This is a genomic window from Mycobacterium sp. SMC-21 (assembly GCF_045310825.1).
In the GTDB taxonomy this organism is placed as follows: domain Bacteria; phylum Actinomycetota; class Actinomycetes; order Mycobacteriales; family Mycobacteriaceae; genus Mycobacterium.
In genome coordinates this window covers 208,067-221,940 of sequence record NZ_JBJIAO010000005.1, presented here as the reverse complement: position 1 = coordinate 221,940, position 13,874 = coordinate 208,067, and the positions used below count along the sequence as shown (strand labels likewise).

The 13,874-nt window shown below is 66.5% G+C and carries 16 protein-coding genes; 7 read left to right on the top strand and 9 right to left on the bottom strand.

From position 1 onward, the window contains the following. Window positions 1-145 precede the first annotated feature (145 nt). The 5 genes from ACJH6H_RS08220 to ACJH6H_RS08200 form a co-directional block, all read right to left on the bottom strand. Window positions 146-628 carry an Lrp/AsnC family transcriptional regulator gene (locus ACJH6H_RS08220; protein ID WP_061001308.1) on the bottom strand — a complete coding sequence of 161 codons (483 nt, stop codon included), beginning with the start codon at window positions 626-628 and terminating at the stop codon, window positions 146-148. A 29-nt stretch (window positions 629-657) separates the two neighbouring features. Continuing rightward, a complete protein-coding gene (locus ACJH6H_RS08215; RefSeq protein WP_212811387.1) occupies window positions 658-1,137 on the bottom strand; it encodes an OsmC family protein in 480 nt (159 codons plus the stop codon). A 62-nt stretch (window positions 1,138-1,199) separates the two neighbouring features. Continuing rightward, a complete protein-coding gene (locus tag ACJH6H_RS08210) occupies window positions 1,200-2,240 on the bottom strand; it encodes a hypothetical protein (protein WP_406774616.1) in 1,041 nt (346 codons plus the stop codon). Window positions 2,241-2,245: 5 nt separating this feature from the next. Next, on the bottom strand, window positions 2,246-3,220 hold the full coding sequence (locus ACJH6H_RS08205; protein WP_406774615.1) for a PE-PPE domain-containing protein: 975 nt from the start codon (window positions 3,218-3,220) through the stop codon (window positions 2,246-2,248). Between the two features lie 327 nt (window positions 3,221-3,547). Beyond that, window positions 3,548-4,021, bottom strand: a complete 474-nt coding sequence (locus ACJH6H_RS08200; RefSeq protein ID WP_406774614.1) for a GtrA family protein — start codon at window positions 4,019-4,021, stop codon at window positions 3,548-3,550. A gap of 91 nt (window positions 4,022-4,112) precedes the next feature. On the opposite strand from ACJH6H_RS08200, the gene ACJH6H_RS08195 reads away from it, so the two are divergent. The 6 genes from ACJH6H_RS08195 to ACJH6H_RS08170 all read left to right on the top strand — a co-directional run bounded on the left by ACJH6H_RS08195 (window position 4,113) and on the right by ACJH6H_RS08170 (window position 8,567). After that, window positions 4,113-4,718 (top strand): cadmium resistance transporter, encoded by a 606-nt coding sequence (locus tag ACJH6H_RS08195; protein ID WP_406774613.1) that lies wholly within the window; start codon window positions 4,113-4,115, stop codon window positions 4,716-4,718. Window positions 4,719-4,725: 7 nt separating this feature from the next. Further along, entirely contained in the window at window positions 4,726-6,147 is a 1,422-nt protein-coding gene (locus ACJH6H_RS08190) for a wax ester/triacylglycerol synthase family O-acyltransferase (RefSeq protein WP_212811392.1), read from the top strand. Window positions 6,148-6,340: 193 nt separating this feature from the next. Continuing rightward, window positions 6,341-6,565 carry a hypothetical protein gene (locus ACJH6H_RS08185; protein ID WP_346415790.1) on the top strand — a complete coding sequence of 75 codons (225 nt, stop codon included), beginning with the start codon at window positions 6,341-6,343 and terminating at the stop codon, window positions 6,563-6,565. Between the two features lie 7 nt (window positions 6,566-6,572). Beyond that, window positions 6,573-7,001, top strand: coding sequence for a ubiquinol-cytochrome c reductase iron-sulfur subunit (locus tag ACJH6H_RS08180; RefSeq protein WP_406774612.1), 429 nt, complete (start codon window positions 6,573-6,575; stop codon window positions 6,999-7,001). Window positions 7,002-7,170: 169 nt separating this feature from the next. Continuing rightward, window positions 7,171-7,905, top strand: a complete 735-nt coding sequence (locus ACJH6H_RS08175; RefSeq protein WP_244872537.1) for a cutinase family protein — start codon at window positions 7,171-7,173, stop codon at window positions 7,903-7,905. A 53-nt stretch (window positions 7,906-7,958) separates the two neighbouring features. Further along, on the top strand, window positions 7,959-8,567 hold the full coding sequence (locus tag ACJH6H_RS08170) for an alpha/beta hydrolase (RefSeq protein ID WP_244872538.1): 609 nt from the start codon (window positions 7,959-7,961) through the stop codon (window positions 8,565-8,567). Here ACJH6H_RS08170 and ACJH6H_RS08165 read toward each other — a convergent pair. Both ACJH6H_RS08165 and ACJH6H_RS08160 read right to left on the bottom strand, forming a co-directional pair. Further along, window positions 8,494-9,762 (bottom strand): RNA polymerase sigma factor, encoded by a 1,269-nt coding sequence (locus tag ACJH6H_RS08165; RefSeq protein ID WP_371824544.1) that lies wholly within the window; start codon window positions 9,760-9,762, stop codon window positions 8,494-8,496. The genes ACJH6H_RS08170 and ACJH6H_RS08165 overlap by 74 nt on opposite strands. 8 nt (window positions 9,763-9,770) lie before the next feature. Continuing rightward, entirely contained in the window at window positions 9,771-10,124 is a 354-nt protein-coding gene (locus ACJH6H_RS08160; protein WP_318985023.1) for a YciI family protein, read from the bottom strand. Between the two features lie 138 nt (window positions 10,125-10,262). Between ACJH6H_RS08160 and ACJH6H_RS08155 the strand changes: the two genes are divergently transcribed. After that, window positions 10,263-10,775 carry a DinB family protein gene (locus tag ACJH6H_RS08155; RefSeq protein WP_212811397.1) on the top strand — a complete coding sequence of 171 codons (513 nt, stop codon included), beginning with the start codon at window positions 10,263-10,265 and terminating at the stop codon, window positions 10,773-10,775. A 9-nt stretch (window positions 10,776-10,784) separates the two neighbouring features. Here ACJH6H_RS08155 and ACJH6H_RS08150 read toward each other — a convergent pair whose 3' ends face one another. Together ACJH6H_RS08150 and ACJH6H_RS08145 are read right to left on the bottom strand one after the other, a co-directional pair. Beyond that, complete coding sequence (locus ACJH6H_RS08150) at window positions 10,785-12,962, bottom strand: glutamine synthetase III (protein WP_212811398.1); 2,178 nt, start codon at window positions 12,960-12,962, stop codon at window positions 10,785-10,787. 95 nt (window positions 12,963-13,057) lie between these two features. Further along, a complete protein-coding gene (locus tag ACJH6H_RS08145) occupies window positions 13,058-13,837 on the bottom strand; it encodes an alpha/beta fold hydrolase (RefSeq protein WP_212811399.1) in 780 nt (259 codons plus the stop codon). Between the last annotated feature and the right edge of the window lie 37 nt (window positions 13,838-13,874).

Genomic DNA, 13,874 nt, shown 5'->3' with positions numbered 1-13,874 from the left:
TCCGCCACTCAGATCGCCAGTCCTAGGTGCGAACTATTAGCAATCAGTGCAGCGAAATCTGCCCCTGTGGGTGATCTACGTCAACAGTCGGTCAAAATGTTGAGCAGACTGCTCAATTGTGACGTGGCACACTGTGACGCACGCATCATTTTGTTCGACGTTGCGTCACGTGCTGCACGAGAGGAAGCGATCGGTATTCGACCGGAGTCGCCATCGCGAGCATGGTTTCGGAGTGTTTGACGCCGTCGATGCGATGCACGCGCTGGATCACGCTGAGCAGTTCTTCCTGCGTCTGCGCGGCGATGCGGGCGAGCAGATCCGCCCGTCCCGTCGTGGCGTGGACCTCCAGTACATGCGGGACGTCCTGCAGAGCTTCGATGATGGCGTTCATCTTGGTCTGGTCCGTCTCGATGAAGACCAGCGCATGCACCGCGAACCCGAGCTGCGACAGGTTGATGTTGGGCGGGTAGCCACGCACCAGGCCGGATTCTTCGAGCCGCTTCATGCGCGCCTGCACGGTATTTCGAGCGACCTTCAGCCGCGACGCCAGCTCGAGGATCGGCGTCCGCGGGTCGGCGGCCAGCTCCGACAGCAGCGCGGAATCGAGTGCGTCGAGCTTGATGGTCATGCGCCATTTTCCCACGGCGGCACCGTGGGTCACGCCGATTCGGCGACGCTCACCTGCGGTTCGCACCGCACGTCGAAGTTGACGGAATTGGCGATGAAACACAGGTGGTGGGCCCGCTCGTGGACGCTCGTGAGCGCCTCGCGGTGCCGGTCGTCGACGATCTCGACGACCGGACGCAGCACCACCTCGGTGAAATACCCACCACCGTCAGGGGTCTGCGCCATGGTGCCCGACGGATGGTCGGCGTATCCGGTGACGACGATGCCCTCCTGGGAACACAGCGCCAGGACCCACAGCATGTGGCACTGCGACAGGGACGCCACCAGGAGCTCCTCGGGGTTCCAGCGCTGCGGGTCGCCGCGGAAAGCAGGATCAGCGGAGCCGGCGATCGTGGGTTTGCCGTCGGCGCTGACGTCGTGCGCGCGGTCGTACTCGCGGTAGCCCGAGGTTCCGGTGCCGGTATTGCCGGTCCATGTCACGTCGAGCTCGTAGTGGTGCGTCTTCGCCATGGCGGGCGTCCCCTTCGTCGGTGCTGGCGCGTACCTCTGTTCTAGCGCACGCCCACCGCCGCTCAGTGTTTACGCCGGCCGTGCTCGCCCTTCTCTTTGGACTCTTTGGACTCCTTGGACGAGGCGGCTTTGGCGGCGTCCACCTTGGCCGACGAGTCGTCACCCTTCGCGGCGCGCTTGGACTTCTTGGTGGGTGTCGCCGGCTTGGCATCCTGCTGCTCGGCGGCAGCCGTCGACGTGGCCGGTGCGGCAGCCGATTTGGGTGCGGTGGCGTGGTCACCGGGCTTCTTGGCTGCCGATTCTTCCTGCTTCGCTTTTGATTTGGCGCCCTTCGCTAGGGTCCGCGCGACAACAGCGGTCGGCTGCGCGACCGTTTGCGCCGCGGTCGCGGTCGCCCCGGCGGTCGTACCAGTCGTGCCAGTCGAGACCGACGCGGCCGGGCGCGGCGCGTGGGTGAGGACGTTGGCCAGGCTCTGGACCGAGGACACGACATTGGCGACTGCCGTCAACGGGTTGTGCCCGCTCAGCACCGTGCCGACTCCCGTGGTCGAGAGCGTGGCCACGGCGTAATAGACGCCGACCGCGGCCCGCAGCACCCTGACGACGTAGATCACCGGCGTCAGCGGCGCGAGGTGGGGCGCCAGAGTGGCTGTCACGGTACGCGTGGCGCCGGCCGCGGCGGCGCCGGCCGATCCGATTCCGCTGACCAGCTGCTTCACCTGTGGCGAGGATGATGCGCCGGGAAACGCGGTGACCGCGCTGACCAGACTCTGCAGGTGCCCCGCCGTCGACGTCACCTTCTCCACGGCCTCGTACTCACCGGTGCTGGAGTCAACCTGTGCGCTCAGCACCAGCAGCGGGAAGTCCGGTGTCTGCCAGTAGATCACGTCGGTGGCGACGGCCTGGGCCGCGCCTCCGACGTTGCCGACGTACCGAATCGGATTGAAGGCGGTGTCGATGGCTGCCGCCGTGAGCGCGTACCGGTATTCGGCGCTGTGCACCGTCGTCGGGTGCGCGGCCGGGAGAACCGGTGCGGCGCTGGTGACCACGACGGCTGCCGAGCACACCACCGACAGGGTCACGGCCTGCGTCTTGACCCACATGCGAACTACCTCCTCGATTCCCCGCCACGGCGAGATTTCCGAAAACCGAACCCCCGCTTGGGCTTCGGTGCTTTCTCTTTGTCTTCCTTCGCGCTGCCAGACTCCTTGGCGCCGGCAGCAGCCGGTTTGGCGGCCGCCGGATTCAGGGCCCTTGCCGCCAGGGCGGCGATCGACGGCCGGGGAGCCGGATCTCCAGGTGCAACCTGCGGGCGGTGGACGTAGGCGCGGTCGATCTGCGGCCGGAGCAGAGCGTCGATGAGAGACGTGTTCAGTCCGGCATCGCGCAACGGTTGAGTGAGTGGCAATCGCCTGGTGGGCACCACGTAATGCGTGGTGGTGCCGCCGGCGGCGTTGGTGCGGACGGTCTTGAGCGTTCCCGGTGTCGCCGGGTTGGCGGCCGACCCGTAGTCGGTGTGCACGAATCCGATTCCCATGACGGCGTTGAGGACGGCCAAACGCGTTGGCTTGTCCGGCCAGTCCGAGAAACCGTCGTACTCGCGAACGATCTCGGTGGTGGGGTATGCGCTCGCCCTTGGCACGTTCGGCGCGAACAGTTGCAGTGCCGGATTCTTGGTCGTGATGCCGCCGGTGGTGTTCTGCGGGTCACCGAAGGTCACGAATTGCAGATTGTCCGCACGGTGACGAGTGAACGAATCCTGCAGCGACCGCGAGAGTTTCACGTAGTTCAGGACGATGGCGCCCTGGCTCAGGCCGGCGAGGGTGACGGCGGCGCCGTCCGGAACGGTGGCGAGGGTCGCGTTCACCTTGGTGCTCCCGATGACTGCGTCCGCGCCGAACAACAGGCCTGCGGGATACCCGATGCCATGGATGGTGCCGCTGGAATCCAGGTACCCGTCGGCCAGTCCCAGGGCCTCGCGGGCGGTCGGCGACACAGCGCACAAGCAGGTGCCCTGCAGATAGAAGGTGACGTCGGGGCTTTCGTCCGATGCCGCCGCCGACGGCTCCGCGCCGATCGCCACGCAGAGTGCGACAACGAAACCTATTGCACTGCAGCGGTTCAGGCGGGCCACTGGGCAGTTTCCTATCTGTGCACGAGGACGGAATTACGGTTGATACGCAGCGCGCCACGAATCGGGCGACGATGTCGCCCGTGGTGACGTACGTGGAATCTCGCTGATGAGTCAGCGGCGGTGATGGCGGCGTGGAGCGAATGATTCTCGCCGGCGCGTCTGATGTGCCCTGCCGTCCCCGACTACCCCCGTTTGGTACCTCAGTACAACTTGACCAGGCGAAATTAACACCGTCGCAGCATTCTTGCTCGCCATGAGACGCACGTCACCGCGAGCTCAGTGCCGGAACACCACCCAGCGCATCGCGGCGTACATGTAGACCGCCTCGCAAACGCCCGCGGCCATCCGGGCGACGTGGTACTCGACGCCCAGGGCCGACAACCCGGTCGACACACCGAGGATGAACGCGAGGTAGTTGACGGCGACCACGACGACGTAGACGGCGAGCTGCGGACCCACCGCGCTGTGCGAGCTGAAGTTGAAGATTCGATTCAGCACATAACTGAGCCCGAACGCGCTCGCATAGGCCGCCGTGACTGCCCCTGCCAGTGGCAATCCCAACCCGTCGCGCAATCCGGTGAGCAACAACAGGTCGATCGCGAACGTGCAGCCGTTGATCAGTGCGAAACCCAGGAACGTCGGAGCGACAATCGATTTGAGGCCGAAGGGCAGCCGGCCGACGGCCAGCTCACAGCCCCGGTGAAATCGGTCGACGGCGCGCTGCAGGCCACTCGCCGCGTCGACGGTCACGCGGGCACTGTGTCATGGGCCGGCGTCGGCCAGGTAGCCGCGAGGCGAACTCTGCGCTGCGGCTCGGCAGCGTCCCGTAATGTCCACGGCGATGAGCGCCACCATCATCACGTCGGCGGTAGCGACCTTCGCCGTCACCAACATCGACGATCTCGTGGTGCTCGCGGTGTTCTTCGGCCAGGCCCGGGGCCACCGCGGCGCGGCCGCGCGGGTGGCCGCCGGACAGTACCTGGGTTTCGCCGCCATCTTGGTGGTGTCGATATGTGCCGCGCTTGTCGGCGCGGCATTGCTACCGGTCACCGTCCTGCCGTGCCTCGGATTGTTGCCAATCGCGTTGGGGCTCAGGGCAGCTTGGGCGGCCTGGCGGGGTCGTGGCGCCGAACCGTCGGAAGCCGACGGCGGGCCGGCGTCGTTCGCGCCGGGTGTCTGGCAGGTCGCCGCCGTGACCTTCGCGAACGGCGGCGACAACGTGGGCGTCTACGTGCCGATGTTCATGGTCGCCACTGCCGGCACCGTCGCCTGGTACGTCACGGTGTTTCTCCTCGGGGTCGGGGTGTGGTGTATCGCCGGCCGGTATTTCGCCTCGCATCCGGTCGTCGCCGACACGTTCACGCGGTGGGGACACCTCATCCTGCCCGTGGTCCTCATTGCGGTCGGAACCACGATCCTCATCGAAGGCGCCGTCTTCGCGCGGTGACCGCAGTATGTTCACCCGGGTGACCAGCAAACGACTGTCGCCGCTCGATTCGATGTTCCTGGCGGCCGAATCTCCCGAGACGATGATGCATGTGGCGGGACTCATGCAGTTCCGCCCGACATCGGGCGACGCCGGGGACATCCTGGATCAGCTGCGCGACGAGATCTACGGGTCGAACGAGATCGAGCCGCCGTGGAACATGAAGCTGCAGACGCCGTGGTTCCTGCTGAATCCACTGCAGCGGTGGGTCGAGGACCCGAAGTTCGACGTCATGTATCACGTCCGGCGGTCCGCATTGCCCCGTCCCGGCGACCAGCGTGAGTTGGGAATCCTGATCTCCCGCCTGCATGCTCGCCAGCTGGACCTGACGCGACCGCCCTGGGAACTGCACATCATCGAGGGCCTCGACGACGGAAACGTCGCCCTGTACGTCAAGATGCACCATTCCCTCGTCGACGGCTACACGGCGATGAAGACGCTCATCCGGTCGATGTCGACCGACCCGTCCGACACCGACACCCCGCTGTTCTTCCGGAACCCGGTGCCGAAGCGGGAGCGCAAGACGGACGAGAAGGACAGCAGCCTCATCCCCGACATCGGCGGGCTGCTGCGGTCCGTCACCTCGGAGTTGTCGACCGTCATCGATCTGCCTGCCGCGTTCGCCAAGCTGGCCGTGACCGCGGTCAGCAGGAGCAATCCGCTCGTCGGGCCGGGCCAGGCGCCGCACACCATCTTCAACGGTCGCATCGGCCGGAGCCGGCGGTTCGCCACACAGCAGTACGACATCGCGCGGCTGCGGGCCGTTGCGGATGCGGCCGGCGCGACTCTCAATGACGTCGCGCTCGCGATCTGTGGCGGTGGACTGCGTGACTATCTCCTCGGACTCGACGCCCTGCCCGAAAAGTCGCTGATCGCCATGCTGCCGGTCAACATTCGCCCGAAAGACGATCCCGGCGGCGGCAACGCCGTGGGCGCCATTCTCGCGACACTGGGTACCGACCTCGCCGACGCCCGCGAGCGGATCGAGACCATCAGCGCCTCGACGAAGGCGGCCAAAGATCAGTTGTCGGGCATGACCAGCACGGCCATCCTGGCCTACACCGCGGCACTGATGGCGCCGTTCCTCGTGCAGACCGGAGCGGCGACGGTGGGTGCCCCCAAGGTGGCACCGGCGTCCTACAACGTCATCTTGTCGAATGTCCCCGGACCTGACTATCCGCTGTACTTCCGGGGCAACGAGCTGGTGTCCACCTATCCGGTGTCGATTCCCGTCCACGGTGTCGGCCTGAACATCACATGTCAAAGCTACTCGGGCACTTTGAATTTCGGTTTCACCGGGTGCCGCGACTCGATGCCGCACATGCAGAAGCTGGCCATCAAGACCGGCGAGGCGTTGCTGGCGCTCGAGCAGGCCTACGGTCTGCTGTGAAAATTGTGTGTAAACGCAATTGACTCAAGTGGCGAAACGAACAGTCACAGCGGTCTCAATGGTGCTACCTTCACCGAACCAGATAGCGCCGGAGAGTAGGTATGAAATGAGTGCAACGACCACGCGATTCGCTCGCATGTCAATGGGGGCAGCAACGTTCGGCGTTGCATCTGCGGTGGCTGCATTGATCAGCATGCCGATCGCGCACGCCGACGAACTGCAGTGCTCGGACGGCTTGGTCGCCTCCGAAGGCACCTGTGTGCCGCAGGTGGATGCGCCCGCGGCTCCGGAAGCGGCTCAAGGTCCGTTCAATGCGCCGGAATCCTCGCTCGATGACCCCAGCTTGTTCACGCCGCCCTACCAATTGACCGAAGACGAGGTGGCCTCGCCCGGATACAACGGCGGTGGTCGGCGGTAAGCCGGTCATGGCCGACGCCGGACACCCGAGCCGCCGTGGGGTACTCCTCGGTGCGGGTGCCGTCGGTGCCGGGGTGGTGCTTGCCGCCTGTGGCGGGAAAGAGTCGCCATCGCCGGCCGGCCAGTCCACGAGCAGTGAGACCAAGGCCGCAGCACCCTCGGTGAAGACTGCCGATGTGCCGGTGGGCGGGGGAGTGGTCCTCGCCGCGGCGAAGGTCGTCGTCACTCAGCCGAAGGCCGGTGAGTTCAAGGCGTTCACCGCGGTGTGCACCCACAAACAGTGCACGGTGTCGAAGGTTTCCGACGGCACCATCGACTGCCCTTGCCACGGAAGCAAATTCAGTGCGGTCGACGGCTCCGTCGTCACCGGTCCGGCAGAGGAGCCGCTGGCGCCGAAGGCGGCGTCGGTCGTCGGGGACACCGTGACCGTCGCCTGACCTCACGTCCGACGACTACACCGAGCAGTCATGGGTCAATGCTGGGGCGGCGCCCTTGGTGGTGGATTCTTGGCAGATTCCTGTGGCTCGCGGGTATCGCTCGCCATCTGCTGTGTGTCAGCATGGAAAAACCGGTCGCAGTTAGCTGGTGCAAGGCGGTGAAGCTGGTATGGACATCATCAAGCTGTTCCGAGCCAGGCGGTTAGCCCATGTCGTCGGGGTCGCCACGGTCGTCGCTTCCGCGTTTGTGGGCGCTCCGGCACCACCGGCGTCCGCCGACCCGTGCCCCGATGTCGAGGTGGTGTTCGCCCGCGGCACCAGCGAACCCCCGGGTATCGGGATGGCCGGCCGGGCCTTCGTCGATGCCCTGCAGGCCCAGGCAGGCAACAAGTCGGTGGCGGTATATCCGGTGAACTATGCCGCCAGCAGCGATTTCGGGAACCGGCTGGATTTCGTACAGAGCGTTGTCGACGGGGTCAAGGACGCCGCCACACACGTCGAAGCGTCGGCCGCGGCCTGCCCACAGACCAGGATCGTCCTCGGCGGATACTCGCAGGGCGCAGTGGTTTCCGGGTTCACGACCGCGAACGCGCTGCCGAAGGAGATCCCGGCGGACTTGGCGGAGTACACCTGGTACGCGCCCAAGCCGATGCCGCCGACGATCGCGAATCACGTTGCGGCGCTTGTACTGTTCGGAAAGCCCTCGTCGCAGTTCATGGCGGACATCGGCGCGCCGCCGATAGCCATCGGGCCCGCGTACGTGGCCAAGACCATCGAGTTGTGCGTACCCGACGACACCATCTGCAACGGGGCCCCCGCGGGTGGGCCGTCGTTCGCGCACATCACCTACGGCTCGAATGGCATGGCCGACCAGGCCGCGACTTTCGTCGTCGGCAGGCTGTGACGACGTTCCTGCTCGTTCCGGGTGGCGGATGCGATCCGTCATACTGGCGATTTGTGGTGCGCGAGTTGGCTGTTCGCGGGCACCGCGGCATCGCGGTGGACCTACCATGCGCCGATGATGCGGCCGACCTCAACACGTACGCCGACGTGGTCGCGGCACAACCATTCGATGACGGCGAACCGCCTGTGGTCGTGGCGCATTCGTTCGGCGGGTTCACCGGAGCGCTGGCCTGCCCGCGGGCCGGTGCTGCGGAGTTGATCTACGTCTCGGCGATGGTTCCCCGGCCGGGCGAACGCCCCGGTGATTGGTGGAGCGCCACCGGATGTGTTGCCGCGCAACGGGAAGCGGCCGCCGCGGGTGGGTACGAAGTCGATGACGCCGTCGCGCTGTACTACAACGGTGTCGACCCCGCCGTGGTCGCGGAGGAGGTCGAACGCGCGCAATCGGAGACCCCGTCGCTGAAACCGTGGCCGGCCGAAGCGCTTCCGCAGGTTCCGACGCGGTTCATCCTGTTCCGCGACGACCGGTTCTTCCCTGAGCGATTCATGCGGCGCGTGGTCGCGGACCGTCTCGGCATCGAACCCGAGGTCATGCCCGGCGGTCACATGGCGATGCTGTCGCATCCGGCCGAACTCGTCGATCTCCTGACGCTCGGCCGGTGAGGTATGCCTGTTCGACGGGGTTCGCGGTCAGGTCGGCAGCGCGGCTGTAGGCGTCGGCCGCCTCGCTTGTCCGGCCGAGACGAGACAGCAGTGCGGCGCGGACCACGTGATAGACGTGGTAGCCGGCCAGGTCGAGCGCTTCCACCAGATCCAGCGCCGTCTGCGGGTCATGGACCTCGGCAACCGCCACGGCGCGATTGAGGGCGACAACGGGTGTCGGGGCAATCGCCATCAGCTGGTCGTACAGGGCGAGAATCTGGTGCCAGTCGGTGGCGGCGGCGGTCGGCGCGTCACTGTGCACGGCGTTGATGGCGGCCTGGATCTGGTAGGGCCCGGGCTGGTTCCTGCGCAGGCATCTGCGGACCAGCGCCTGCCCTTCGGCAATGAGGCCGCGGTCCCACCGACCGCGGTCCTGGTCCGCCAGCAGAACAAGCTTGCCGTCCGCATCTGTTCGCGCCGCGCGTCGTGCATCGGTCAGCAGCATCAGCGCGAGCAGTCCCCAGACCTCGGGCTCGTCCGGCATCAGCTCGGCCAGCAGCCGGCCGAGCCGAATCGCTTCGGCGGTGAGTTCGGCCCGTACGAGATCGTCGCCTGAGCTTGCAGTGTGTCCCTCGTTGAAGATGAGGTACACCACCGCGAGGACGCCGTGCACACGCTCGGGTAGGTCACTGTCGTGCGGCACCCGGTAGGGGATGCGGGCGTCGCGGATCTTGCGCTTGGCGCGGACCAGCCGTTGCGCGACAGTGCTTTCCGAGATCAAGAAGGCACGGGCGATCTCCTTGGTGGACAGGCCGCCGAGCAATCGCAGCGTGAGTGCGACGCGCGCGTCGAGGGCGAGCGCCGGGTGACAGCAGGTGAAGATCAGGCGTAACCGGTCGTCGTGCACGGGGCCTTCTTCGAGATTGTCGTCATCGGCCGCCGGATAGAGCAGTGCCGCCTGCGCGTGCCGTTCATCGCGGACGGTTTCCCGGCGGAACCGGTCGATGATCGTGTGCGCGGCGGTGGTGATGATCCAGCCCGCGGGGCTCGGCGGCGCGCCGGTCTGCGGCCAGCGGTCCACTGCTTTGGTGAAGGCGTCCTGGACCGCCTCCTCGGCGAGGTCGATGTCGCCGAATCGACGGACCAGGACAGCCACCGCGCGCCCGTACTCCCGCCGGAACACGCCGGCGATCTCTGCGGGCGGCAGCTCTAGCACGGCCGCGTTCAGCCCCTCAGATCGCCCCGGAACGGGCGCACCTCGATGGGCAGGAGCCGCACGGCTTCCGCCTGCCTGCGGGCCCAGCCGAGCGCGGAATCCAGATCGGGCACGTCGATGATGGTGAAGCCGCCCAGGTGTTCCTTGCCCTCGGCGTACGGTCCGTCCGTCGTCAGGACCGCGCCGTCGTGGACCCGGACCACGGTCGACGCGTCAGGACCGTGCAAGCCACCGGAGAACACCCACACGCCCGCTGCCTTCATGTCGTGCTCGACCGCGTCCAGGGCATCCATGATCGGCCCCAGCACCTCCGGCGGCGGCGGATCGCCGACCGGCTGATGCATGGCGAGTAGGTAGTGCATGACCGTCACTCCTCGATTCGGGGCGGCCGGTTGCCACCCTTCACCTTCTACACGAACGGCTACCCCGGGTTTCGACAGACATCGGATTTTCCTGGGCGATCGGCAGAATGTCGGGATGGCCTGGCACCATCGGGAAGCGTGACTTCCGTGCAGCGGCCGGTGCCGCCCATCAATGCCGACGAGCGCGCCACACTCGAGGGTTGGCTGGACTTCTACCGCGCAACGTTGGCGGCCAAATGCGAGGGTCTCGACGACGAGCAGTTGCGCACCGCGTCCGCGCCGCCGTCGGAGCTGACGCTGCTCGGGTTGCTGCGGCACGCCGCGGAGGTGGAGCGCAACTGGTTTCGCCGGGTGCTCGCCGGTGAGCAGGCACCACCGATTTTTGGGCCCGCGGATCACCCCGAGGGCCACGACGGCGGATTCGAGCTGTCACCGGAGTCGTCGTACCCGCTCGCGTTCCGGATCTGGCAGGACGAGATTGCCCATGCGCGCGCCAACTGCGCTGCGCGCCGGCTCGACGACACCAGCCCGTTCATGGGTGGCGAGGTGAATCTGCGCTGGATCTACACGCACATGATCGCCGAGTACGCCCGCCACTGCGGGCATGCCGACGTCATCCGCGAACGGATCGATGGTGCCACCGGCGTGTGATGTGGACGGTCAGAGGACGTAGAGCATCTCCTGATACGTCGGCAACGGCCACAGGTCGTCGGCCACCACCGTCTCCAGCGTGTCGGCCGCGGCACGGACCGCCTCCATGGCGGGCAGCAACGCAACTTGCGCGTGCTTGGCCTCGTCATAGGCCGACGCGGCCGAATGCTCCGACAGTGCCGCCTTCAGCGTGGCCAACGCGTCACTGAGCGCACTGATCGGCTCCGAGACCGATTGCAGCAGCGTCAAACTCGGCGTCATACCAGCCGCCGTCAATGCGGCGACGTTCTGTGCGAGCTCGGTCTGGTAGCGCAGCGCGGCCGGCAGCACGATGGTGGAACCGATCTCGAGCGCCAGCTTGGCCTCGACGCCGATCGTCAGCGCGTACTGCTCCAGGCGTACCTCATAGCGGCTGTGCAACTCCCGCTCGTTGAAGACGCCGTACTTCTCGAAGACCGCCACCGCCTCGGGCTTGATCAGTTCCGGGATGGCATCCAGCGTGGTCTTCAGGTTCGGCAGCCCGCGGGACGCCGCCTCGGCCTGCCAGTTCTCCGAGTAACCGTCACCGTTGAAGACCACCGCACCGTGTTCGGTGATCACCTCGGTGAGCAGCTTCTGCACCGCCGTGTCGAAGTCTTCGCCGTCGGCCACAGCTTGCTCCAGATTGGTGGCGATGTAGTCGAACGAGTCGGCCATGATGGTGTTGAGGACGATCATCGGGACCGCCACTGTCTGGCCCGAGCCCGGTGCCCGGAACTCGAACCTGTTGCCGGTGAACGCGAACGGGCTGGTGCGGTTGCGGTCACCGGGGTCGGTCGGCAGCACCGGCAGGGTGTCGACACCGATGATCATGCTGCCCTTGCCTTTCGACGACGTCGCAGCGCCCTTGGCGATCTGCTCGAAAACATCGGCAAGCTGATCGCCCAGGAAGATCGAGATGATCGCGGGCGGTGCCTCATTGGCACCCAAGCGGTGATCGTTGGTCGCCGATGCGACCGAAACCCGCAGCAGCCCAGCGAATTTGTGCACCGCGCGGATGACGGCGGCGCAGAACACCAGGAACTGGGCGTTCTCGTGGGGCGTGTCGCCCGGCACCAGCAGCGACCCCAGTTCGGCGTTGCCGACCGAGAAGTTGACGTGCTTGCCCGAGCCGTTCACGCCGGCGAACGGCTTCTCGTGGAACAGGCATTCCATGCCGTGCTTCTTGGCGATGGTCTTGAACACGGTCATCAGCAACTGCTGGTGGTCGGAAGCGATGTTGGCGCGCTCGAACATCGGGGCCACCTCGAACTGCCCGGGGGCGACCTCATTGTGGCGCGTCTTGGCGGGGATGCCGAGCTTGAACAGCTCCCGCTCGGTGTCCATCATGAACCCCAGCACCCGGTCGGGGACGGCACCGAAATAGTGGTCGTCGAACTCCTGGCCCTTGGGCGGTTTGGCGCCGAAAAGCGTACGGCCGGAATTGATCAGGTCGGGCCGGGCGAGGAAGAAGTGCCGGTCGACGAGGAAGTACTCCTGCTCGGGACCGCAGAACGAGACGACCTTCTCGAGATCCTTGTGGCCGAACAGCGTCAGGATGCGTTCCGCGTGGATGCCCATGGCCTGCTGGCTGCGCAGCAGCGGTGTCTTGTAGTCCAGCGCCTCGCCGGTCATCGACACGAAAACCGTTGGGATACAGAGTGTGTTGCCGTTCGGGTTCTCGAGGATGTACGCCGGGCTGGTGACGTCCCAACCGGTGTACCCGCGGGCCTCGAACGTGGACCGCAGACCGCCGGACGGAAAGCTCGACGCGTCGGGCTCGCCCTGCACCAGCGTCTTGCCGGCGAACTCGGCCAGGGCCTGCCCGTCAGAGACCGGCTCGAGGAAGCTGTCGTGCTTTTCGGCAGTCAGGCCGGTCATCGGATAGAAGACATGCGCGTAGTGCGTCGCGCCCTTTTCCAGTGCCCAGTCCTTCATCGCGGCGGCGACGGCATCGGCGACCGTCGGATCCAGCTTGGCGCCCTTCTCGATGGTGGCGACCACCGATTTGTAGATCGCTTTGGGCAGGCGCGCCTGCATCTCGGCCTTGGTGAATACGTTGGTGCCGAAGATCTCGCCGGGCGCTTCGGCCGGGTCGAAGGTGTACGCCGGGGGCGTATAGGCCTGGACGCCGGCGATCGCTCGCAAGCGGGTGGTATTTCCGCTCAATGCAGTTCCTATCCCTACGTGAATGACCGCTTCACACTAGGGACGCCTCATGGCAGCAGTGTTACGTCGATGTCAAGGGCGGCGTCAAGTACCGGTCAGCCGCGGCGGCCGACATCCTGGCTCAGAATCTTGGGCCACGTCTCGACGTCCTCCGGTGTGTGAGCGAGCGTCAAGGTGGACCGCGGCATCAGCGCGGCAAGGGCTTCGGCGGTCGAGAGCGGATGGGCCGGGTCGTCGATCCAGGCCAGGATCGTTGTCGGCACGTCGATCCGCGCGATGGCTTCGGGCGTCGGTAGGTCACTGAGCGCGGCACCGCGAAACAGTGACGGCAGTAGGGCGTCGGCGACATCGGGAACGGTTTCGGGTGCACCCACGGTCGCCGGCGGCCGGGGCGCGCCACGAGAGGCCGCAATGAACGCGCCGACGCCCTCGGTCTCGATGAGCGTGGCCGCGGCCTCGTAGTGCGCGGCCTGCGCGCGCCGGGTCTCCCACGCGGTGGCCGGCACCATCAAGGTCAGTCCCGTGAATCGTTCTGGTTCGCGGCACGCCGCATGCAACAGCGTCCCGGTGCCCATCGACGGCCCGACCCCGTGCACCGGTTCGCCGGGAAACCACCGGTCGAGCAGATTCAGCAGGTCTTGCGCGAGCTGTTCCCACCGGTAGTCCGCGGGGACTTTCCGGCCCGTCGACTTGCCGTGGCCACGCGCGTCGTAGCGCAGCAGCCGCGTCCCGCTGAGCCCCCGGCCGAGGTCGAGATTGAGCACCCGATCGCGCGCGCGGCTGGAGGTGAGTCCGTGGAGTTGGACAACGGGGTGGCCACCTTCGTCGCTCAGTTCAACCGCAAGCTCGGCTCCGGGAACTGCGAAAGTAGGCATCAGGCAACTCTTTCCGTAACCGATCGCCTCGTCGTGG